The 19,731-nt window shown below is 38.2% G+C and carries 26 protein-coding genes and 2 pseudogenes; 22 read left to right on the top strand and 6 right to left on the bottom strand.

All coding sequences use genetic code 11. From position 1 onward, the window contains the following. Nucleotides 1–4 precede the first annotated feature (4 nt). Entirely contained in the window at nucleotides 5–415 is a 411-nt protein-coding gene (locus SPPN_RS08770) for an HIT family protein (RefSeq protein WP_001278321.1), read from the bottom strand. A gap of 67 nt (nucleotides 416–482) precedes the next feature. On the opposite strand from SPPN_RS08770, the gene SPPN_RS08765 reads away from it, so the two are divergent. Next, nucleotides 483–1,214 (top strand): ABC transporter ATP-binding protein, encoded by a 732-nt coding sequence (locus SPPN_RS08765; RefSeq protein ID WP_000889950.1) that lies wholly within the window; start codon nucleotides 483–485, stop codon nucleotides 1,212–1,214. Beyond that, nucleotides 1,211–2,260 carry an ABC transporter permease gene (locus SPPN_RS08760; protein ID WP_000653756.1) on the top strand — a complete coding sequence of 350 codons (1,050 nt, stop codon included), beginning with the start codon at nucleotides 1,211–1,213 and terminating at the stop codon, nucleotides 2,258–2,260. Before SPPN_RS08765 ends, SPPN_RS08760 begins: the two co-directional genes overlap by 4 nt. A 61-nt stretch (nucleotides 2,261–2,321) precedes the next feature. On the opposite strand, the gene SPPN_RS08755 is transcribed toward SPPN_RS08760, so the two are convergent. Both SPPN_RS08755 and SPPN_RS08750 read right to left on the bottom strand, forming a co-directional pair. Next, complete coding sequence (locus SPPN_RS08755) at nucleotides 2,322–2,645, bottom strand: hypothetical protein (protein WP_000131861.1); 324 nt, start codon at nucleotides 2,643–2,645, stop codon at nucleotides 2,322–2,324. A 28-nt stretch (nucleotides 2,646–2,673) separates the two neighbouring features. Then, nucleotides 2,674–2,925 carry a hypothetical protein gene (locus SPPN_RS08750; RefSeq protein ID WP_001130045.1) on the bottom strand — a complete coding sequence of 84 codons (252 nt, stop codon included), beginning with the start codon at nucleotides 2,923–2,925 and terminating at the stop codon, nucleotides 2,674–2,676. Between the two features lie 358 nt (nucleotides 2,926–3,283). Between SPPN_RS08750 and SPPN_RS08745 the strand changes: the two genes are divergently transcribed. From SPPN_RS08745 to SPPN_RS08735, 3 genes are read left to right on the top strand one after another with little or no spacing between them, the layout of a single operon-like run. Then, a complete protein-coding gene (locus SPPN_RS08745; RefSeq protein WP_000682127.1) occupies nucleotides 3,284–3,622 on the top strand; it encodes a LytTR family DNA-binding domain-containing protein in 339 nt (112 codons plus the stop codon). 4 nt (nucleotides 3,623–3,626) lie between these two features. Beyond that, nucleotides 3,627–4,364 carry a response regulator transcription factor gene (locus SPPN_RS08740; protein WP_001219128.1) on the top strand — a complete coding sequence of 246 codons (738 nt, stop codon included), beginning with the start codon at nucleotides 3,627–3,629 and terminating at the stop codon, nucleotides 4,362–4,364. Between the two features lie 13 nt (nucleotides 4,365–4,377). Continuing rightward, nucleotides 4,378–5,718 (top strand): sensor histidine kinase, encoded by a 1,341-nt coding sequence (locus SPPN_RS08735; protein WP_001028650.1) that lies wholly within the window; start codon nucleotides 4,378–4,380, stop codon nucleotides 5,716–5,718. A gap of 44 nt (nucleotides 5,719–5,762) precedes the next feature. On the opposite strand, the gene blpC is transcribed toward SPPN_RS08735, so the two are convergent. Genes blpC through blpA form a run of 3 tightly spaced genes read right to left on the bottom strand, consistent with a single transcriptional unit; the run spans nucleotide 5,763 to nucleotide 9,500 of the window. Then, nucleotides 5,763–5,918 carry a quorum-sensing system pheromone BlpC gene (gene blpC / locus SPPN_RS08730; protein ID WP_000358814.1) on the bottom strand — a complete coding sequence of 52 codons (156 nt, stop codon included), beginning with the start codon at nucleotides 5,916–5,918 and terminating at the stop codon, nucleotides 5,763–5,765. A 56-nt stretch (nucleotides 5,919–5,974) separates the two neighbouring features. Continuing rightward, a complete protein-coding gene (gene blpB / locus SPPN_RS08725; RefSeq protein ID WP_001069059.1) occupies nucleotides 5,975–7,336 on the bottom strand; it encodes a peptide export ABC transport accessory protein BlpB in 1,362 nt (453 codons plus the stop codon). A 10-nt stretch (nucleotides 7,337–7,346) separates the two neighbouring features. Continuing rightward, nucleotides 7,347–9,500: a peptide cleavage/export ABC transporter BlpA gene (gene blpA, locus SPPN_RS08720; protein ID WP_000205164.1), complete on the bottom strand. Its 2,154-nt coding sequence runs from the start codon at nucleotides 9,498–9,500 to the stop codon at nucleotides 7,347–7,349. A 282-nt stretch (nucleotides 9,501–9,782) separates the two neighbouring features. Here blpA and SPPN_RS08715 point away from each other — a divergent pair, with 282 nt between their 5' ends. The 17 genes and pseudogenes from SPPN_RS08715 (at nucleotide 9,783) to SPPN_RS08635 (ending at nucleotide 19,730) form a co-directional block, all read left to right on the top strand. Further along, complete coding sequence (locus SPPN_RS08715; RefSeq protein WP_000536880.1) at nucleotides 9,783–10,010, top strand: Blp family class II bacteriocin; 228 nt, start codon at nucleotides 9,783–9,785, stop codon at nucleotides 10,008–10,010. 51 nt (nucleotides 10,011–10,061) lie between these two features. Next, nucleotides 10,062–10,436, top strand: coding sequence for a hypothetical protein (locus tag SPPN_RS08710; protein ID WP_000877386.1), 375 nt, complete (start codon nucleotides 10,062–10,064; stop codon nucleotides 10,434–10,436). Nucleotides 10,437–10,441: 5 nt separating this feature from the next. Further along, complete coding sequence (locus SPPN_RS08705; RefSeq protein WP_000438253.1) at nucleotides 10,442–10,660, top strand: hypothetical protein; 219 nt, start codon at nucleotides 10,442–10,444, stop codon at nucleotides 10,658–10,660. A gap of 304 nt (nucleotides 10,661–10,964) precedes the next feature. Further along, a pseudogene (locus SPPN_RS08700) lies at nucleotides 10,965–11,304 on the top strand (immunity protein). A gap of 160 nt (nucleotides 11,305–11,464) precedes the next feature. Next, entirely contained in the window at nucleotides 11,465–12,523 is a 1,059-nt protein-coding gene (locus SPPN_RS08695; protein WP_000795768.1) for a DUF6568 family protein, read from the top strand. Nucleotides 12,524–12,692: 169 nt separating this feature from the next. Then, nucleotides 12,693–12,971 (top strand): hypothetical protein, encoded by a 279-nt coding sequence (locus SPPN_RS08690; protein ID WP_000042206.1) that lies wholly within the window; start codon nucleotides 12,693–12,695, stop codon nucleotides 12,969–12,971. Between the two features lie 398 nt (nucleotides 12,972–13,369). Further along, the gene (locus SPPN_RS12320; RefSeq protein WP_420173450.1) at nucleotides 13,370–13,666 is read left to right on the top strand and encodes a hypothetical protein; all 297 of its coding nucleotides are present in this window, start codon (nucleotides 13,370–13,372) and stop codon (nucleotides 13,664–13,666) included. 211 nt (nucleotides 13,667–13,877) lie between these two features. Continuing rightward, on the top strand, nucleotides 13,878–14,111 hold the full coding sequence (locus SPPN_RS08680) for a ComC/BlpC family leader-containing pheromone/bacteriocin (RefSeq protein WP_000379956.1): 234 nt from the start codon (nucleotides 13,878–13,880) through the stop codon (nucleotides 14,109–14,111). 31 nt (nucleotides 14,112–14,142) lie between these two features. After that, nucleotides 14,143–14,832: a CPBP family intramembrane glutamic endopeptidase gene (locus tag SPPN_RS08675; RefSeq protein WP_000760553.1), complete on the top strand. Its 690-nt coding sequence runs from the start codon at nucleotides 14,143–14,145 to the stop codon at nucleotides 14,830–14,832. A 41-nt stretch (nucleotides 14,833–14,873) separates the two neighbouring features. Further along, nucleotides 14,874–15,122 (top strand): immunity protein BlpZ, encoded by a 249-nt coding sequence (gene blpZ, locus SPPN_RS08670; protein ID WP_000276507.1) that lies wholly within the window; start codon nucleotides 14,874–14,876, stop codon nucleotides 15,120–15,122. Between the two features lie 29 nt (nucleotides 15,123–15,151). Further along, nucleotides 15,152–15,750 (top strand): annotated as a pseudogene (locus SPPN_RS08665) (lysostaphin resistance A-like protein). 161 nt (nucleotides 15,751–15,911) lie between these two features. After that, on the top strand, nucleotides 15,912–16,706 hold the full coding sequence (ccrZ, locus tag SPPN_RS08660; protein ID WP_000363006.1) for a cell cycle regulator CcrZ: 795 nt from the start codon (nucleotides 15,912–15,914) through the stop codon (nucleotides 16,704–16,706). Further along, on the top strand, nucleotides 16,703–17,338 hold the full coding sequence (gene trmB / locus SPPN_RS08655) for a tRNA (guanosine(46)-N7)-methyltransferase TrmB (protein WP_001266102.1): 636 nt from the start codon (nucleotides 16,703–16,705) through the stop codon (nucleotides 17,336–17,338). The genes ccrZ and trmB overlap by 4 nt, the downstream gene beginning before the upstream one ends. Before the next feature lie 125 nt (nucleotides 17,339–17,463). After that, entirely contained in the window at nucleotides 17,464–17,943 is a 480-nt protein-coding gene (gene rimP, locus SPPN_RS08650) for a ribosome maturation factor RimP (protein WP_001808691.1), read from the top strand. A 43-nt stretch (nucleotides 17,944–17,986) separates the two neighbouring features. Further along, nucleotides 17,987–19,123: a transcription termination factor NusA gene (gene nusA, locus SPPN_RS08645; RefSeq protein ID WP_000032273.1), complete on the top strand. Its 1,137-nt coding sequence runs from the start codon at nucleotides 17,987–17,989 to the stop codon at nucleotides 19,121–19,123. 21 nt (nucleotides 19,124–19,144) lie between these two features. Next, nucleotides 19,145–19,438, top strand: a complete 294-nt coding sequence (gene rnpM / locus SPPN_RS08640; protein WP_000857562.1) for an RNase P modulator RnpM — start codon at nucleotides 19,145–19,147, stop codon at nucleotides 19,436–19,438. Then, on the top strand, nucleotides 19,431–19,730 hold the full coding sequence (locus tag SPPN_RS08635; RefSeq protein WP_001041390.1) for a YlxQ-related RNA-binding protein: 300 nt from the start codon (nucleotides 19,431–19,433) through the stop codon (nucleotides 19,728–19,730). The genes rnpM and SPPN_RS08635 overlap by 8 nt, the downstream gene beginning before the upstream one ends. The last annotated feature ends 1 nt before the right edge of the window (nucleotide 19,731 follow it).

Raw genomic sequence — 19,731 nt, 5'->3', positions numbered from 1 at the left:
CTCCTTAGGCATTTTTGATGGTTTCAGCGACTTGAGCGAGTTTGTCAAAGTCTGGTTCGTGGGCGATAAAATCAATCTTAAGGTCATCGTCCGCACTGTAGCGAGGTACGAGGTGAACATGGGTATGAAAGACGGTTTGACCTGCGACTTCTTCACAGTTAGCAATGATATTCATACCAGTAGCCTTGGTAGCTTTCATGACTTTTTGAGCTACTTTTGGTACTTGGGCAAAGAGTTGGCTGGCGCTAGTAGCATCCATTTCTAAAAGATTACGATAGTGTTCTTTTGGCACGACCAAGGTGTGTCCTGGTGTCACTTGAGAGATATCAAGAAAGGCAAGAACCTGCTCATCTTCATATACTTTTGAAGCAGGAATTTCCCCTGCGATGATTTTACAAAAAATGCAATCTGACATAAAATCTACCTCTACTGTACTGAATTTTGATATAATATAGCTACATTATACCAGATTTGGAGAAAATATGTTAGAAATTAAAAACCTGACAGGTGGCTATGTTCATGTCCCTGTTTTGAAAGATGTGTCTTTTACTGTTGAAAGTGGGCAGTTGGTCGGTTTGATTGGTCTCAATGGTGCTGGAAAATCGACGACCATCAATGAAATTATCGGTCTGTTGACACCTTATAGTGGCTCCATCAATATCAATGGGCTGACCCTGCAAGAAGATGCGACAAGTTACCGCAAGCAAATTGGCTACATTCCTGAGACACCTAGCTTGTATGAGGAATTGACCCTCAGAGAGCATATCGAAACGGTTGCCATGGCTTATGGTATTGAGCAAGATCTTGCTTTTGATCGAGTAGAACCTTTGTTAAAAATGTTCCGTCTGGACCAGAAATTAGACTGGTTCCCTGTTCATTTTTCAAAAGGGATGAAGCAGAAGGTCATGATTATCTGTGCTTTTGTGGTGGATCCAAGTCTTTTCATCGTGGATGAGCCTTTCCTTGGTCTTGACCCGTTGGCTATTGCGGACTTGATTCAGCTTTTGGAAGTGGAAAAGCAAAAAGGCAAGTCTATTCTCATGAGTACCCACGTGCTGGATTCAGCGGAAAAGATGTGTGATGCTTTTGTCATTCTTCACAAAGGGGAAGTGCGTGCTAAGGGAAATCTCCTGCAACTGCGCGAAGCCTTTAACATGCCTGAGGCTAGTTTGAATGATATTTACTTGGCTCTGACCAAAGAGGAGGACCTATGAAAGACTTGTTTTTAAAGAGAAAGCAGGCTTTTCGTAAGGAGTGTCTTGGTTATCTACGTTATGTTCTCAATGACCACTTTGTCTTGTTCCTGCTTGTCCTGCTGGGCTTTCTAGCCTACCAGTACAGTCAACTCTTGCAAGATTTTCCTGAAAATCATTGGCCCATCCTTTTGTTTGTAGGAATTACCTCTGTTTTACTGTTGCTTTGGGGTGGAATTGCCACCTATATGGAGGCTCCAGACAAGCTCTTTCTCTTAGTTGGAGAAGAGGAAATCAAGCTCCATCTCAAGCGTCAAACTGGCATTTCCCTAGTCTTTTGGCTCTTTGTACAGACCCTTTTCTTGCTTTTATTTGCGCCCTTATTTTTAGCCATGGGTTATGGCTTGCCTGTCTTCCTAATCTATGTGCTTTTGTTTGGGTTAGGTAAATATTTCCTCTTTCGTCAAAAGGCCAGCAAATTTTTCACTGAAACTGGACTGAACTGGGACTATGTCATTTCCCAAGAAAGCAAGCGCAAACAAGTCTTGCTTCGTTTCTTTGCCCTCTTTACGCAGGTAAAGGGAATTTCAAACAGCGTCAAGCGTCGTGCCTATCTGGACTTTATCCTAAAGGTTGTTCAGAAGGTGCCTGGGAAGATTTGGCAAAATCTCTATCTTCGTTCTTATTTGCGAAATGGAGATCTCTTTGCGCTCAGTCTCCGTCTGCTCCTACTTTCCTTGCTGGCGCAGGTCTTTATCGAGCAAGCTTGGATTGCGACAGCAGTGGTAGTTCTCTTTAACTACCTCTTGCTCTTCCAGTTGCTGGCCCTCTATCATGCCTTTGACTACCAGTATTTGACTCAACTCTTTCCACTGGACAAGGGGCAAAAGGAAAAAGGCTTGCAGGCGGTAGTCCGAGGATTGACCAGTTTTGTTTTACTTGTGGAATTAGTTGTCGGGTTGATTACCTTCCAAGAAAAACTAGCCCTTCTAGCCTTGCTGGGTGCAGGTTTGGTTTTACAAGTCTTGTATTTGCCTTATCAGGTAAAACGTCAGATGCAGGACTAACATTGCCTATATGACACTAAAAAAGAAGTTGAGTTCAGTTTGCCTCAACTTCTTTTATTTTCTACAAGATAATGGTTGGCCCGTAGAGGCTCAACTTGGTCTTGACTTGGTCAAAGTGGAAGCGGTCATAGGCCCGCCAAGCGGCACGAGTAGGAGCATCTGGATCGAGAGCGCTGAGTCCCATGAGAAGACTGGAAGTCTGGTAAAATTTTTCCAGTTCAATCAAGACTCGATTATCCACTGTCTCAGCCTTTGCTAGAAAGCCAAGAATAGAGTTTAATTGCTCCTGAAAGCGGACGTCGTCAGCGGTTGCCTGTCTGCATGCTTGGTAGGCTTTGTTTAAGTCAGTTATCAGTGCCTGAGCAGTTTTAATTGGGTCTGTCATTTACGTGACCTCCTATATAATTTATGTTTTAAGGTAAGGGATTGTGTAAATCTCCTAGTGAGGCACCTATATTATTAGCAACATTGCCAACTATGTTGCCCCAATCAATGATACATTTACCATTATCAAGATTAGCTTTATTATATGAATATCCATTTCTACATAGTACATTATCGCTAATCATATGAAACGGAGAATACCATCCATATGGAATACTACCGCCATTTATATGAGAAAGTTCGATTGATGTTAATTGTTTTGTTTTATTTGACTTGGCCATAATTTTCTCCTTGTTATATTTACGTCAATTGCAATAGAGTATATTTATAGGGTGTTAATCATGGTGGATGTGAATAAATCATATGCACCCCTCCTTTTTTGATGATTTTTAAAGTTGTTGCAAACATAGTCTTTCTATAATCATAGTCTATCACTTTTATCTCCTTTTTCACCATCAAATCTTTAATTGTCCTTGAAATTTCCTGAATGGTACTGTTAAGATTTTATGATAAAATAGTTGTAAGCTCATCATGATGTTGTAGAAAAATAGTCCTTTTAGGAGTTTTCAAAGACTGTTTAGGATTGGGTGCGCTTGTGTGAGAACTTTTCTGTTATTCTTTTCTTAGGAGGAGAATCCAATGAAACATATGATTATTCAGACACAGAAAACAGTTTATAAAGTAAACATCGACGATGTCTACTATATCCAAACACATCCAACTAAAGCCCATACTGTACAGATTGTTACAGAAGAAGCTAGTTTTAATATGGTTCAAAATTTAAGTGATCTTGAGAACCAATATGGGGAAACCTTGATGAGATGTCATCGAAATTGTTTGGTCAATCTTGATAAAGTAAAATCGATTGATTTTCAAGAAAGAATCCTTTTTCTTGGAGAAGAAGGTCAATACGCTGTCAAGTATGCCAGACGTCGCTATAGAGAAATTCGTCAAAAATGGTTGAAAGAAGGAGAGTAAGAAGATGAGAATATTTGTTTTAGAAGATGATTTTTCCCAACAGACTAGGATTGAAACGACGATTGAGAAACTTTTGAAAGCACATCATATCATTCCTAGCTCTTTTGAGGTATTTGGCAAGCCGGACCAACTGCTGGCAGAGGTGCATGAGAAGGGGGGCCATCAGCTATTCTTTTTGGATATTGAGATTCGAAATGAGGAGATGAAGGGTCTAGAGGTGGCTAGAAAGATTCGGGATCGAGACCCCTATGCCCTGATTGTCTTTGTGACGACTCACTCAGAGTTTATGCCCCTGTCCTTTCGCTACCAAGTGTCTGCTCTGGACTATATTGATAAGGCCTTGTCAGCAGAGGAGTTTGAATCTCGGATCGAGACAGCCCTCCTCTATGCCAATAGTCAAGATAGTAAAAGTCTGGCGGAAGATTGCTTTTACTTTAAATCAAAATTTGCCCAATTTCAGTATCCTTTTAAAGAGGTTTACTATCTCGAAACGTCGCCCAGAGCCCATCGTGTTATTCTTTATACCAAGACAGACAGGCTGGAATTTACAGCGAGTTTAGAGGAGGTTTTTAAGCAGGAACCCCGTCTCTTGCAGTGCCACCGCTCTTTTCTCATCAATCCTGCAAATGTGGTGCATTTGGATAAGAAAGAAAAACTCCTTTTCTTTCCCAATGGTGGAAGTTGTCTGATCGCGCGTTATAAGGTCAGGGAAGTGTCTGAGGCTATTAATAACTTACACTGAACTAGGAGAGTTTATGAATATTGTTTGGATATTATTGCATACACTCATTACTAATGGGCTAGAAATTGTCATTTTCTTTAAGGTAGATGGAATTAATCTTACTTTCGAGAGGATTTTTAAAGCCTTTCTTTTGAAGATACTGTTGGCCTTTGTTTTTGTAATGATTGGCTATATGGTAGGAAATGTTTACCTATCTTATTTTATGGAACCCTTGTACGGCATATGCTTGTCTTTCTTATTGTTAAGAGGGCTTCCTAAAAAACTCCTTTTCTTTTATGGTCTCTTTCCAATGATATTGGTGAATCTCTTTTATAGAGGAGTCTCCTATTTTGTGCTTCCATTTTTGGGACAAGGGCAAGTATATGATGGCTACTCATTTACTGGGTTATGTATAATAATTTTCAATTTCTTCATTTCTCTAGCCTTTTTGAAATGGTTGGACTATGATTTTACTAGTTTGAGAAGGGAGATTCTCGATACAGGTTTTCAAAAGTCCCTGACTAAGATTAACTGGATAATGGGGGCTTACTATTTGGTGATACAAAGTCTGTCTTACTTTGAATATGAGCAAGGTATTCAATCAACGACTGTTCGCCATCTCATCCTAGTGTTCTACCTCCTATTTTTTATGGGGGTTATCAAGAAATTGGATACCTATTTGAAGGACAAACTCCATGATAGACTGAACCAAGAGCAGGCCTTGCGCTATAGAGATATGGAACGCTATAGTCGGCATATAGAGGAGCTTTACAAGGAAGTACGGAGTTTTCGCCATGACTACACCAACCTCTTGACTAGTTTACGTCTGGGTATTGAAGAGGAGGATATGGAGCAGATAAAAGAGGTCTACGGCTCCGTCTTAAAAGATTCCAGTCAGAAATTGCAGGACAATAAATATGACCTTGGGCGATTGTTGAATGTTCGGGACCGCGCCCTCAAAAGTCTCCTAGCAGGGAAATTTCTAAAAGCTAGAGAAAAGAACATTGTCTTTAATGTTGAAGTTCCTGAGGAGATTCAGGTTGAGGGGATGAGCCTACTTGATTTTCTAACCATTGTGTCTATCCTTTGTGATAATGCTATTGAAGCCAGTGCAGAGACTAGTCAACCTCATGTTTCAATTGCCTTTTTTAAAAATGGAGCACAGGAGACCTTTATCATTGAAAACTCCATCAAAAAAGAGAGCATAGATATTTCTGAAATCTTCTCCTTTGGAGCCAGTTCTAAAGGGGAGGATAGAGGAGTTGGTCTCTATACCGTTATGAAGCTTGTGGAAAGTTATCCCAATGCTAGTCTCAATACTACCTGTCAAGATCAAGTCTTTCGTCAGGTGCTTACTATGATACCTACAGAATGATGAAAAAAATAAGACCGAGAGTTCTTGTTACTCGGTCTTATTTTTTATAGTTGTATTGGATGATGAAGTCCTTTCGTATTGTTATGCTTAATTATATTAAGGCTGTATAAGATATCTTCCCACAGTCCTCCACCTGTAATTTGGTTGAGTTCGGTAGTTGTTAGTTCTTGAAATGAAGTTAGGTTTTGTTTCTTATCCATGTTATGATTCTCCTTTTTGATAAGATAATAAATAGTTATAGAGTGTTATCTGAAAATTAATCAGAATGGGTTAAAATTTTATCTTTGAAATAATCAAAATATGTTTTCTTTGCAGTTACACTAGTGACGCGACCTTGTAAGCCATATTGGATGAGTTTACTATCCTCATTAGATAGTTTTGCAAGAGCGGTTAATTTAAAGAGATTACCTTGCTCTGTTCTGGTAGGAGTTTGATCAATTGTCTGAAGTTGACCGATAATGGTGGTGCCGTGATTTCCAATCTTCTCCAGTTTTAATCTTACAGTTTGTCCTTTATCTAGTAGAGGTAGATAGTCAGAAGATACGTAGTAAGTGATTAGTATTTCTCTTGTATCTGTGATGACAGGGAATATTTGAGCAATTTCTGTACCAGTTGGAATTCTATTTTTACCTTCAAATTCACTGTTTAAGTGAATGATACCTTTACTTGGGGCGGTTAAGGTATTGTTTTCTAAGCGCTGTGTCGCTTGATCTAGTTGTACTGTTAATTCTGTTAATTGATTCTCCACGGTTAGTTGTTGCTGTGAGGCTGTCTGTAAAAATTGAGTACGGAGTACTTCAATTTTGGTTGCTAAACTATTATCATAAGTTGCTACACTTCCGATACCAGCTTGCTGAATTTTGAGGCTTGCGATAGATGATTCAAGACCTGCAATACTTTGATTAATTTGAGATAAAAATGGCTCCTCTGCAGTTCCTTGTGTTTGTCCTTGTGAGGCTACAAGATAACGATTCAAAATTGACTGGTGCGGATTGCCAGTTGGTAAGCGTGCTCTGTTATTTATGATAGCATCTCTCAACTCTTGATATTCTCCAATTTGTTGTTGAACTTTTGTAATTTCTTGTTCGATGGCTGATGAACTGCTATTGGCAAGATTAGCTTGATTTGAAACTTCGGTGTTAGTCTTTGTGATACCCAGTTCAATATCATGGGATTGTTTAGTAAAATTCCTAAAGGTATTATGGTAGCCAAATTCATCCTCGCCAGAAAAAAGATCAGTCGCTTTTTCTAAGCTTTGTTTCAAAATTCCAAGTCCTTCTTTTTGCTTCTCAAGTCTTTGTAATTGAGTTTTTAAGGCAGTTTTCTGACTTTCTTCCATTGTTTCAGAGTATTTGATGAGTAAGTCACCTTTTTCAACTACTTGATTTGCCACTAAATGATTAGCTAGGATAGGATTATCACTTGTTGACTGAATAGATGCAATGACACTTGTAGGGGCGATTTCTCCTTGGGAAGTAACAGTAATTTCTTTTGTGGCAACAAGGGAGAAAATCAAGATGAAAGTAAATAGTAATGAAAGAGGTATAATTAACATTGTCGCATAGTTATGGTAACGTCTCTGATAAAACTCGACGCTTCTAAAAAGATTAGGATTCATGACATTCTCCTTATTTATTGAATAGATGATGGTAGAAGCCTTGCGCCTGCATTAACTCTTGGTGACTACCCACTTCAATGATTTTCCCTTGGTCAAGAACAATGACACGGTTAGTCCGTTCGGCTATACTGAGACGATGGGCTACAAAGAGAATGGTTTTATCAGTTAGGGACATAAGATTATCTATAACTTTTTTCTCAGTCAAGACATCAAGACCGCTAGTAGCTTCATCTAGTATTAAAACAGGAGCTTTAGTTAAAAGAGCACGAGCGAGAGCGATTCGTTGCTTTTGTCCTCCTGATAGACCAGCTCCATCAGAGAGCTGAGTTTGATAGCCCATAGGCATTCTTTCAATGTCTTGACGGATTTCAGCTAATTCACAAGCTCTTAGAATATCTTCTTGACTAATCATATGATTACCGCCCAAGGTTAAATTTTCCAAAATAGAGCCATTAAATATATAGGCTTGTTGGGGTAGGTAATTAATATGACGGCGCAAGACTTTTTTATCAATGTTTTTAATATCCTGATGATTGATAGAAATATGTCCTTTGTAGGGTTCAAAGAAATTGACAATCATTTTGGCTAAAGTTGTTTTACCAGAACCACTGACTCCAACTAGGCTAACCTTATCTCCTTGTTTAATCGTGAGATTAATATCTGTTAAGGTATCTCGTCCAAAACCATACTTATAAGAAAGGTCATCAAATTCAATATCGCCCATCAAAAAATGTGAATGAACAGGGTTTTCTTGAACTTGAAATTCAGATTCGACTAAATAGACCTCGTTCAAGCGGTTATTAGCGACCTTCGCAGATTGGAGTTTGGTTTGGAGGTTGATAATATTTTCCATAGGAGTTGTAAAGTAAGAAAGAAGTGTGTTAAAGGTAATCAACTGACCGATAGAAATTTTACTCGACATGACTAATTGAGCGCCAAACCATAGGATAAGGATATTCAGAACTAATTTTGTTCCCTGCTTTAAACTCGTTTGTAAAATAGAATATTTACTGAGCTTAAAGGATTTTTCTAAATAATCTACAAATTCGCTGTCTATATTTTGATAGCGATTTTCTTCACTCGTGAGCGACTTTATAGTTTCAATCCCGTTGATATCTTCAATGATGGCAGAGCTAACCATAGAATTACTTTGCATGACATCATGGTTCATTTTTTCGAAAGGCTTCATAAAAGAAAAGATGATGAACATGTATATAGGAATAGAAATAAGAGAAAGAAGGAAGAGATTAGGGTTTTGTGCCAGTAAGACTCCCCCTACAAGAATCAGAATAGAAACATCCAGAAAAAGAGAGAGAATGGTAGAAGCCAAGGCATCTATAATAGAGTTGGCATCTGTGAACCGTGAAATGATTTCTCCTGTACGACGTGTCGCAAAGAAAGACATAGGAAGTTCAAAAATATGGCGAATATAGGATAAAATCACATCAATGCTTAATCTCTGGCTCAGAACGGTTAGGAGATAATCTCTGGAGAAGCTCATGACTTGTTGGAGGATATAGGTTACAACCAGACCGACTGAGATGATTCCTAAAGTTGATTTCATCTGATTTGGGATGTATTCATCTAAGATTCCTTGGAGATAATAAGAACCACCTATATTGATAATCGTGACCAATAAACTTGAGAGAACGATGTAAGCAATGAGAGATTTTTGTTTGAAAATCAGAGGAAGGAAGCTTAGTAGACCATTTTTTTTATCTTTATGGGGTTGATAGCTGGGTTTGGGAGCTAGAAAAATAGCTACTCGAGTCCATTCAGAGAAAAAGCGTTCTTTTGACATTTTAGTGATTTTTACAGAAGGGTCAGGATCACCAATAATCAGATAGTCTTTCTTTGTTTGATAGACAACATAGTAATGTTGGAGTTTTCCTTCTTTGTTAACGTGAACGATAAATGGATAGGGGACATCACTCATGTCAAAGAGAGTTTTATCTGCTTGAACAGGTCTTGTTTCAAAGCCCATTTCATCAGCGGCTTTTACAATGCCAAGAGCAGTCGTTCCTTCTTTATTGGTCTTTGCAAGTTCTCTCAAGTGAGCTAGAGAAAAATCTGAACCATAGAATTTAGCAATCGAGGCTAAGGCAGCAACACCGCAGTCTCTAGCATCTATTTGAGGAACAAATGTACGTTTATAAGAAGTCATTGGCAATTCCTTTCATATAGTAGATAGGTATATTATGCCATAAAAATAAGTTCATATTTTATGAAATCTTGAATAGTCATTGAAAGTTCCTGAATGGTAAAAAAAGTGATTAGAAATTATCTTTTTAAAAAAATTTAGAGGTAGTTTTAAATAAAAAAGCTAATTTAAGACGTTTCGATGACAATTCAAGATTTGGATGAAAAATTTTAAAAAACAATGATATACTAAACTTGTCAAAGTTGCAACAAGACAAAAATTAAAAATAAAAAAGGAGTATTTGTCATGGGTACAAAAATGATGTCACAATTTTCTGTTATGGATAATGAAATGCTTGCTCGTGTTGAAGGTGGAGATAAAGTAGGGGCTGGAGAAGTTGTTCAAGCATTAGGAATTTGTACAATAGGAGGTGCAGCTCTGGGGAGTGTTATCCCAGTTGTGGGAACTCTTGCCGGCGGGATTTTAGGAGCACAGTTTTGTACAGCGGCTTGGGGAGCTTTTAGAGCAAGTTAAACTTTTAGAGATATAGTAGATTGAGAATAGTAGTAAAAGGAGGTGATTTATATGAAATACAGATTATTTCTTATTATTTTCTTGAGTAGTGTTTTGGATATTCTTTTAGGTACATTTTTGAAAATCTCGAATGTATCGATTGGATGGCTTGTTCTCTACAGTGGCTTATTTGAAGCAGGAGTTTTCCTTCTTGCTAATAAAGGTTTGGCGGTAAAAATTAAGGAAGCAGACATTCAAAATCGCTTTAAATTTATTTTTGGAAAAACGCTATGGTTTCAAATTCTTTTGCTCATCTTTTTGATGGTCAAACTGTATCTTGGTTTGGAGGCGAGGCTAATCTTATTCTATGGAAATATTTTCATTGTCTTTAATGCTTTAGTTTATCTTTTGTCTACTAGCCAAATTAATTTAACAAAGAAAGTGTGAAAAGAATGGAACAATCAGTAAATAATTTCATCATTTTACCTGATGAAAAACTAACAACGATAACAGCTGGAGATAAACAACTTGCAGACAGATTTTTAAGTGGAGTAGGTGGTGCGGTTGAGGGGATTTCGCTTTGTGCGCAGACAATCCCTTTCCCAACCCCGCAGATTTATTTAATTTGTGCAGCTGGTGGGGCGGCAGTTTCAGTTTTATGGCCACATTAGAGAAACCTGATTATGCATATATAACACAAAAAAGCATCCAGAATCGGTATGAAACCAAGGATTCTAGATGCTTTTCTCTTTTCACCCATTGGGTGCTGTTTTTACTGGAAAAAAGGGAGTTTCTCCTTTATGATATAAGTTCAAAAAATAAAAACAAAAGGACACTCCAATGCTCAGTATATCAAATAAGTCTATGAAAAACAATACTTTATCACACTTTTCTTTCGATGGTGGAAATCTGATCAATCAAGCTGGTTCTCTGCTTTTCAAATAACTCTTCACAAAGTTGAATCTAAAAGAAATCATGTCAAAACACCTTGTGACCGATGATAAGCGACGCTATTATCACTATTCGAATATCGATATTGTCATCCAATTTCTTTTAGTGATTATTAACCTGGCTTCTATTTTGGTCACTGTTTACCTCACTAGGAAAATGAGAGTTTGAAGATGATGATTTGGTTAGTCCTAGAACCAATCAACTTATGTATATCGGCTTGACAGGTTTTATGTCTATTATCTATTTGTATAGAGGTATCACAGTAGCAGAATCCTATCAACAACTAATCGCTTATATTGGCGCTATTCTCTGCTCAACCATCATGCTTCTGCTCATTTGGGGTTTGAAGTATTATAAAAAGTAGAGCTTAATAAAGTATAAAGGGGTAAGTGTTTTCGCAATACTTACCCTTTTATAATGAAGTTTTTGCAATTCAAGATGTTTCGATGACCATTTAAGATTTATATGAATTTGTAATCTTAAATAAGGTAAGATAAAGATAACAAATGTAAATGAGTATTCTTATGAAGAATCAAAAGATAAAATCGCTATTACTTGTACCACTTGTGTTTGCATCTATTACAGCAGGTCTTGCATATGCAGAAGAACAGCCTACTACTTCATCTATCCAGGCGAATGATAGTTCTCTTGTGGCGCCAGATTTACAATCGGGTACGGAAAAGATGGAGCATAAACCTTCTGTTGTAACCCCAGAAGAGTATGAGAAGAATGTTACGGACTTTAAAAAGATAGATATTGAAGCTGTTCGTCAATCTTTTACAGAGGATCAATTGGAACATACTATTTATTTTGGTAGAAAAACTTGCTCTCATTGTCGTCAATTTTCTCCTGAATTGAAAGAATTTAATAACTTGATTGAAAAGAAGTTAGAGTATTATGATTTGGATGGTAAGGATTTTGATGGGGAAGCGAGAGAGTTTCTATTTAAAAAAGTCGGTATTCCAGGAACACCAACAATTTTGTATTTAAAAAATGGACATCCGATATCTGGATGGGTTGGTGGCGGAGCAACTGCACAACAGGTGTATGATTATATGCACTCGAGAAACTCACCTAAGCAAACGGAGACAGTAAAATCTTCTGAGGAAACAGTAACTGAAAGTGTCCGTGATGAGAAAACCAGAAATGACAGCATGAGTATTAGTGATAAAGTTGTAAGCGACAGCAAAGGTATGAGTGATGAAAAAAGAACCGAAATGAAAATATCCAATGATAACCCCAATTCTAATAGTGAAAATAGTGGGAAAGTGGAGAGTACAAACTCAACTTCTGAAGCTAAAACTACTCAATCTGACAATTTAGCAATGTTAGACAATAAGAATCAATTGGAAACTCCCAAACCTATTTTTGATGTTGCTCAAGAAAATAAAACTCCTTCAACTGATGTTAAGGGGACTGATTATGTAAGCAAATCTATTACTTCGAATGAAAAATTATTACCGAAAACAGGAGAGGAAGAAAGTTATCAACTGCTTCGGATGGCTATCGCATTTTTTATAACTTCTGTAATGATTAAAGTGAAACAAAAAAATTCACAAATAAAAATAGTGGTAAACAGGTGAAATGATACTATTTGTTTGTAATAACATATAGCTAGAATTTGCCTATAGACAAGAGTGAGAAAATAGGTGTATTTATTTTATATATAAAAGATTATAACTGTATATGAAATGAATGGTAAATAGTTAGTATTAGCTGAAGTAGAAAATCGAAAATGAAAGGAAAATTATCATGAGTAAGAATAGTAGAACAGAAAAAGCTAGAGTAACAGAAGGTGCAGATTTTGGAGCATATTTTTTAATTTTAGCAGTTGTAGCCGTCGGGGCGCTTGCTTATTTTTCAGAAGATTTTGGGCCAAGGTGGGCAAAAGTTATAGAAATAGTCGGAGCGCCGTTTTCTTTAGGTTTAGGTTTTTTTGCTTTTGATAAAGGTTTTGAAATGCTGAACGATTATAAAGAAAATAAAAGAAAAGAAGACGAAGAGGAAGAAAAAAACAACAATCAGAACTAAAAAATGTAAAATAAAGGGGTAAAAAATGGCAAGGAAAAAGAAGTTGCTTGGAGAAGAGTTTGGGAAGATGGTGTTGTCAAGGATGATAGCGACCTATGAAAAAGCAATCAACGCTGAAAAATAACATTTTCAGATGAAAAGATGGAGGAGCTAGACAACATACTATCTAATGGAATGGGGTTGCTTGATGGAGTACAAGCAACGGTATTCTAACAGGACGAAAATAAAAAAAGGCATTCCTCGTGAATACAAAAACAATGTTTCAATTTTCAGAAGCTAACAGTTAAAGTTTGTTTTTGTCCAGTTTGACTTTTACCATAGTATGTGAGGTATATTAAATGAATAAGAAATCCTATTTTATCATCTGTTCTACGTTGATCATAGCATCGAATCTTCTCATGATTTCCGTAGTGAACAAGGGAGAAGAAACGGGGAGCAACCTGTTTGTGATTGCTATAGCCTGTGTTATGTTGCCATCCTTTTTATATGCGGTTGAGAACCGAATGGCTTCTTTAATTCGGACAGGGTCAGTAGCTTTACTCTTATTGACAGTATTGTCTTTAGTCCGTCTTATCAACAGAATAGGGAGTACGCCTGAAATTCTCAACATTATCATTACCCTCTTGGTTTTGGCAAGTGGGACAGCCTGTATCCTGGTTGCGATTATGAGAATATATGAGAACAGACGGAAGTGAGGGTGCATAGTTTTCTATTTTGTATTTTCATATTGTCAAGTTCCCTTAGGGCAAGTATGTTTTTCATGCTTGCTTTTTAAATTTTTTACAATTCAAGATGTTTTGATGACCATTCGTGATTTGGATGGAAAATTTTAAAAAATAGTAGTATACTAACCTTATTAAGGTTGCAATAGGACAAAAATTAAACATAAAAAAGGAGATATTCGTCATGGATACAAAAATGATGTCACAATTTGCAGTTATGGATAATGAAATGCTTGCTCGTATAGAGGGTGGGGATGTATCTGATATTTATAGAGGGTACGCTAATCAGGTAAGTCCATTCGGTTCTTACCCTCCTATATTAAAAAATTCAGGTCCTTTTCCAGTAAGTGGTTACTGCCCGCGCGGTTATCATGACCGTGGTTATATAGGAGCAGGTTTTCATTTATGTGGAATATAGGCTGAAATACAAGAAATGAGGAAGAATTTCTATGAAAAAGTATCAGCTTGTTTTCAAAATAAGTGTAGTCTTGTCTTACCTATTTTTCGTATTTGGTCTTTCTCGGCTGACGCTTATTGTTCAAAATTATTGGCAATTTTCTTCCCAGATTGGCAATTTCGTCTGGATTCAAAATTTCTTGAGTTTGCTATTTAGTGGAGTCATGATTTGGATTCTGTTTAAGACAGGGCACGGCTATCTTTTTCGCATTCCGAGAAAAAAATGGCTTTGGTATTCGATTTTGACAGTATTAGTGCTAGTGCTCCAGATCTCTTTTAACGTTCAGACAGCTAAACATGTTCAGTCAACTGCTGAAGGTTGGGCTGTATTGATCGGTTATAGTGGGACCAACTTTGCCGAGCTAGGTATCTATGTAACCCTGTTTTTCCTGACTCCACTAATGGAAGAATTGATTTATAGAGGATTACTTCAACACGCCTTCTTTAAACATTCGCGATTTGGCCTTGATTTGCTTCTTCCGTCAATTTTATTTGCTCTTCCTCATTTTTCAAGCCTACCTAGTTTGTTAGATATTTTCGTCTTTGCAACATTTAGAATCATCTTTGCCGGTTTGACCCGCTATACCAAGAGTATTTATCCATCCTATGCGGTGCATGTGATCAATAATATTGTAGCGATTTTCCCGTTTTTGCTCACTTTTCTACATAGGGTCTTGGGGTAAAAAAACAAAAGACTTGCTTTTCAGCCATAAAGGAGGTCATCATGTATAAACACTTATTTTTCCTAGATTCCAAAACCTTAGACTGGTTGACACCCTATATTCTAGATTTGTCTTCCGACACCATTGCCTTCAATGTTTTTGTGCTAACCTTTGTATCTGTGACGGTCTTTTATTTCCTAAATCCCATGCTATCTTTAATGGCTATCTTCTTAGGGGCTGGTTATGTAGTCGGATTTTGGTTACTAAAATGGTTTGTTTTGGAAAGGTTAGAGCTAAAGGATGACGCGTAGGAAGTCTGTTTGGTGAGGAGGATAATTTTATGGAGTTTTTTGATAAATTTCATGCCTTGTGCTTTGGATTTTTAGTACTAATAATCGTCATTACAGTTCCTTATACGATTAACCATGGGGATTTTTTTTAAAATGAATCTGCATTGATTATTGTAAGTCTCCTTGTAACCTCGCTGAGTGTTGCTTATGCTAGAAAGTTTGAAATGATTTCTTTTGGGATGTTAAGCAAGAAACAACTTATGCTTTTCATTGCAATCTTTCTTCTAAGTGTGCTTGAGACGCTGGTTTATATTCATTTCTTTGCTGTTTCTTCTGGCGCAGGAGTTCAACACTTGGCGGAAGTCAGCAGAGGAATTTCCCTGTCTTTGATTTTGACTACCTCAGTTTTTGGCCCCATCCAGGAGGAACTCATTTTCAGAGGACTTCTTCAAGGTGCGGTTTTTGACAATTCTTGGTTAGGGCTTGTGCTAACTTCCTCTCTCTTTTCTTTCATGCATGGACCTTCTAATGTCCCTTCGTTTATTTTTTATCTACTTGGGGGTTTGTTTATAAAAAGAGCCAAAACCTATGGGTTTCTACTCTAGTCCATATGCTTTACAACAGTTGGCCACTCTTATATTATTTATAAAAATCATGAAAAGGTAAGTAGGAGATTGTGCTTACCTTTTTCTTTCTATAATGATAACCCAAACCACTCCAGAGGCTTTTCTTTGAGAATCGGGTTAGAGTGGTTGACGAATAGGCCAAAAACTAGTAGAATAGTAAGGAAACTTTATACGGAGGAAAGAAATGGATTTGGGTGATAATGAGCTAACACTGACTCCCATACCTGGGAAAAGTGGCAAGGCTTATATGGGTAGCTATCCTGATGGGAAGCGTATCTTTGTGAAAATGAACACCTCTCCAATCCTACCTGGTCTAGCTAGAGAACAAATTGCTCCACAATTATTATGGAGTCGCCGTTTGGCAGATGGACGTGATATGTGTGCTCAAGAATGGTTGACAGGCAAGATATTGACCCCCTATGATATGAATCGTAAACAAATCGTCAATATTTTAACCCGTCTTCATCGCTCACGTCCTTTGATGACACAGTTGAGTCGATTGGGCTATGCCATGGAAACACCTGTAGATTTACTACAGTCTTGGCAAGAAACGGCTCCAGATGCTTTGCGTAAAAATCATTTTATCAGTGAAGTGATGGCTGATTTACGTCAGACTATTCCAGGATTTAGAGAGGACTATGCGACCATTGTCCATGGAGATGTACGACATAGTAATTGGATTGAGACGGATAGTGGCTTGATTTATTTGGTAGATTGGGATTCGGTTCGCTTGACCGATCGCATGTTTGATGTGGCCCATATGCTCTGCCATTATATTCCAGAACATCAGTGGAAGGAATGGTTGACCTACTACGGTTACAAGTACAATCAAACGGTATTAAGTAAATTGTATTGGTACGGTCAATTGTCTTATTTGAGCCAGATTTCCAAGTATTATATGAACCAAGATTTAGAAAATGTCAATCGGGAGATTCATGGCTTGCGTCACTTCCGAGACAAGTATGGAAAGAGAAGATGAGAGTTAGAAATCGTAAAGGGGCGACAGAATTACTAGAGGCAAATCCCCAGTATGTGGTCCTCAATCCCTTGGAAGCCAAGGGAAAATGGCGGGACTTGTTTGGCAATAACAATCCCATTCATGTGGAAGTTGGAAGTGGAAAGGGTGCCTTTGTTTCAGGTATGGCCAAGCAAAACCCTGACATCAACTATATCGGGATTGATATTCAAAAGTCTGTTTTGAGCTACGCTTTGGATAAGGTGCTTGAAGTTGGAGTGCCGAACATCAAGCTCTTGTGGGTAGATGGTTCTGACTTGACTGACTACTTTGAAGACGGTGAGATTGATCGCTTGTATCTGAACTTTTCAGATCCATGGCCTAAAAAGCGTCATGAAAAGCGTCGTTTGACCTACAAAACCTTCTTGGATACCTTCAAGCGTATCTTGCCTGAAAATGGAGAAATTCATTTCAAGACGGATAACCGTGGTTTGTTTGAGTATAGCCTAGTGAGCTTTTCTCAGTATGGCATGAAACTCAATGGCGTCTGGCTTGACCTACATGCCAGTGATTTTGAAGGCAATGTCATGACAGAATACGAACAAAAATTCTCCAACAAGGGGCAAGTTATCTACCGAGTTGAGGCAGAATTTTAAGAAATAGCCTGAAATCAGGCTGTATAAGTGCTTTTGCTTTACATAAGTTGGCAAACGTGCTATACTAAGAGTAAGAATATGAAAAGTGAGGCGGGGAAATATCTTCGCCTCTTGCTTATGAGGAGGTGGACGCAATCGCAACAATCGTAGAATTAGTCAGAGAAGTTGTAGAACCTGTCATAGAAGCTCCTTTTGAACTCGTGGATATCGAGTATGGAAAGATTGGCAGTGACATGATTCTCAGTATTTTTGTAGATAAACCCGAAGGAATTACCTTGAACGACACGGCAGACTTAACAGAAATTATCAGTCCTGTCCTAGACACCATCAAGCCAGATCCCTTCCCAGAACAATATTTCCTAGAAATTACCAGTCCAGGCTTGGAACGTCCTTTGAAAACCAAGGATGCCGTCGCTGGAGCGGTTGGAAAATACATCCATGTCGGGCTCTACCAAGCCATCGATAAGCAAAAGGTCTTTGAAGGAACCTTGTTGGCCTTCGAAGAGGACGAGTTGACTATGGAATATATGGACAAGACGCGTAAGAAAACCGTCCAAATTCCATACAGTTTAGTATCAAAAGCACGTTTAGCAGTTAAATTATAGAAAAAGAAAGGATAGCTTTTGAGGATTCAAAAGTGAAGAAAACATGAGTAAAGAAATGCTAGAGGCCTTCCGCATTTTGGAAGAAGACAAGGGAATCAAAAAAGAAGATATCATCGACGCAGTAGTAGAGTCGCTTCGTTCCGCTTATCGCAGACGCTATGGTCAGTCAGACAGCGTAGCTATTGACTTCAACGAAAAAACAGGTGACTTTACAGTTTATACTGTCCGTGAAGTTGTTGATGAAGTATTTGATAGCCGTTTGGAAATCAGCTTGAAAGATGCTCTTGCCATTAATTCAGCTTATGAACTTGGAGACAAAATCAAGTTTGAAGAAGCACCAGCTGAGTTTGGTCGTGTAGCAGCCCAATCTGCCAAACAAACCATCATGGAAAAAATGCGCAAGCAAACACGTGCCATCACTTACAATACTTACAAAGAACATGAGCAAGAAATCATGTCTGGTACAGTAGAACGCTTTGACAACCGCTTTATCTATGTCAACCTTGGTAGCATCGAAGCCCAATTGTCAAAACAAGACCAAATTCCTGGAGAAGTTTTTGCTTCTCATGATCGTATCGAAGTTTATGTTTACAAGGTTGAAGACAACCCTCGTGGTGTGAACGTCTTTGTTAGCCGTAGCCATCCAGAAATGATCAAACGTTTGATGGAGCAAGAAATTCCAGAAGTTTATGATGGAACTGTTGAAATCATGAGCGTGGCTCGTGAAGCAGGTGACCGTACGAAGGTTGCTGTTCGTAGCCACAATCCAAACGTGGATGCTATCGGTACAATCGTTGGACGTGGTGGTGCTAATATCAAGAAGATTACTAGCAAATTCCACCCAGCTCGTTACGATGCTAAAAATGACCGCATGGTACCAATCGAAGAAAATATCGATGTTATCGAGTGGGTAGCAGATCCAGCTGAATTTATCTACAATGCCATCGCTCCTGCTGAGGTTGACCAAGTTATCTTTGATGAAAACGACAGCAAACGTGCCTTGGTGGTTGTTCCAGATAACAAGCTTTCTCTTGCCATTGGTCGTCGTGGACAAAACGTGCGCTTGGCGGCTCACTTGACTGGTTACCGTATCGATATCAAGTCTGCTAGCGAATTTGAAGCCATGGAAGACGCTGCTTCAGTAGAGTTGGAAGTAGAAAACGATACTGTAGAAGAATAAAAGCTGCTAGAGGAGGGAAAGATGAAAACAAGAAAAATCCCTTTGCGCAAGTCTGTTGTGTCTAACGAAGTGATTGATAAGCGTGATTTGCTCCGCATTGTCAAGAACAAGGAAGGACAAGTCTTTATTGATCCTACGGGCAAGGCCAATGGCCGCGGCGCTTATATCAAACTAGACAATGCAGAAGCCCTAGAGGCGAAAAAGAAGAAGGTCTTTAACCGCAGCTTTAGCATGGAAGTGGAAGAAAGCTTTTATGACGAGTTGATCGCTTATGTGGATCACAAAGTGAAAAGAAGAGAGTTAGGACTTGAATAAGCAAAAGATAAGTAATCTCTTGGGACTTGCTCAGCGAGCAGGGCGGATTATATCGGGTGAAGAATTGGTGGTCAAGGCCATTCAAGACGGCAAGGCCAAGTTGGTCTTTCTAGCTCATGATGCTGGACCCAATCTGACCAAGAAGATTCAAGATAAAAGTCATTATTATCAAGTGGAAATTGTAACCGTGTTTTCAACACTGGAATTAAGCATAGCAGTCGGGAAATCGAGAAAGGTTTTGGCTGTAACAGATGCTGGATTTACAAAGAAAATGAGGTCTCTTATGGAATAGA

It is taken from the genome of Streptococcus pseudopneumoniae IS7493 (genome assembly GCF_000221985.1).
GTDB lineage: Bacteria > Bacillota > Bacilli > Lactobacillales > Streptococcaceae > Streptococcus > Streptococcus pseudopneumoniae.
Note: the sequence above shows the minus strand (reverse complement) of the source record. Positions and strands in the feature narration are given on the sequence as shown.

Coding starts and splice junctions, on each gene's coding strand:
- SPPN_RS08710 (WP_000877386.1), top strand. CDS start 10,062: ATGAAATACAGATTATTTCTTATTATTTTCTTGAGTAGTGTTTTGGAT.
- nusA (WP_000032273.1), top strand. CDS start 17,987: ATGAGTAAAGAAATGCTAGAGGCCTTCCGCATTTTGGAAGAAGACAAG.
- blpC (WP_000358814.1), bottom strand. CDS start 5,918: ATGGATAAGAAACAAAACCTAACTTCATTTCAAGAACTAACAACTACC.
- SPPN_RS08675 (WP_000760553.1), top strand. CDS start 14,143: ATGAAAAAGTATCAGCTTGTTTTCAAAATAAGTGTAGTCTTGTCTTAC.
- SPPN_RS08690 (WP_000042206.1), top strand. CDS start 12,693: ATGAGTAAGAATAGTAGAACAGAAAAAGCTAGAGTAACAGAAGGTGCA.
- SPPN_RS08695 (WP_000795768.1), top strand. CDS start 11,465: ATGAAGAATCAAAAGATAAAATCGCTATTACTTGTACCACTTGTGTTT.
- SPPN_RS08680 (WP_000379956.1), top strand. CDS start 13,878: ATGGATACAAAAATGATGTCACAATTTGCAGTTATGGATAATGAAATG.
- SPPN_RS08765 (WP_000889950.1), top strand. CDS start 483: ATGTTAGAAATTAAAAACCTGACAGGTGGCTATGTTCATGTCCCTGTT.
- SPPN_RS08735 (WP_001028650.1), top strand. CDS start 4,378: ATGAATATTGTTTGGATATTATTGCATACACTCATTACTAATGGGCTA.
- SPPN_RS08760 (WP_000653756.1), top strand. CDS start 1,211: ATGAAAGACTTGTTTTTAAAGAGAAAGCAGGCTTTTCGTAAGGAGTGT.
- blpB (WP_001069059.1), bottom strand. CDS start 7,336: ATGAATCCTAATCTTTTTAGAAGCGTCGAGTTTTATCAGAGACGTTAC.
- blpA (WP_000205164.1), bottom strand. CDS start 9,500: ATGACTTCTTATAAACGTACATTTGTTCCTCAAATAGATGCTAGAGAC.
- SPPN_RS08705 (WP_000438253.1), top strand. CDS start 10,442: ATGGAACAATCAGTAAATAATTTCATCATTTTACCTGATGAAAAACTA.
- rnpM (WP_000857562.1), top strand. CDS start 19,145: ATGAAAACAAGAAAAATCCCTTTGCGCAAGTCTGTTGTGTCTAACGAA.
- SPPN_RS08715 (WP_000536880.1), top strand. CDS start 9,783: ATGGGTACAAAAATGATGTCACAATTTTCTGTTATGGATAATGAAATG.
- blpZ (WP_000276507.1), top strand. CDS start 14,874: ATGTATAAACACTTATTTTTCCTAGATTCCAAAACCTTAGACTGGTTG.
- SPPN_RS08745 (WP_000682127.1), top strand. CDS start 3,284: ATGAAACATATGATTATTCAGACACAGAAAACAGTTTATAAAGTAAAC.
- SPPN_RS08750 (WP_001130045.1), bottom strand. CDS start 2,925: ATGGCCAAGTCAAATAAAACAAAACAATTAACATCAATCGAACTTTCT.
- SPPN_RS12320 (WP_420173450.1), top strand. CDS start 13,370: ATGATTTCCGTAGTGAACAAGGGAGAAGAAACGGGGAGCAACCTGTTT.
- ccrZ (WP_000363006.1), top strand. CDS start 15,912: ATGGATTTGGGTGATAATGAGCTAACACTGACTCCCATACCTGGGAAA.
- trmB (WP_001266102.1), top strand. CDS start 16,703: ATGAGAGTTAGAAATCGTAAAGGGGCGACAGAATTACTAGAGGCAAAT.
- SPPN_RS08770 (WP_001278321.1), bottom strand. CDS start 415: ATGTCAGATTGCATTTTTTGTAAAATCATCGCAGGGGAAATTCCTGCT.
- SPPN_RS08740 (WP_001219128.1), top strand. CDS start 3,627: ATGAGAATATTTGTTTTAGAAGATGATTTTTCCCAACAGACTAGGATT.
- SPPN_RS08755 (WP_000131861.1), bottom strand. CDS start 2,645: ATGACAGACCCAATTAAAACTGCTCAGGCACTGATAACTGACTTAAAC.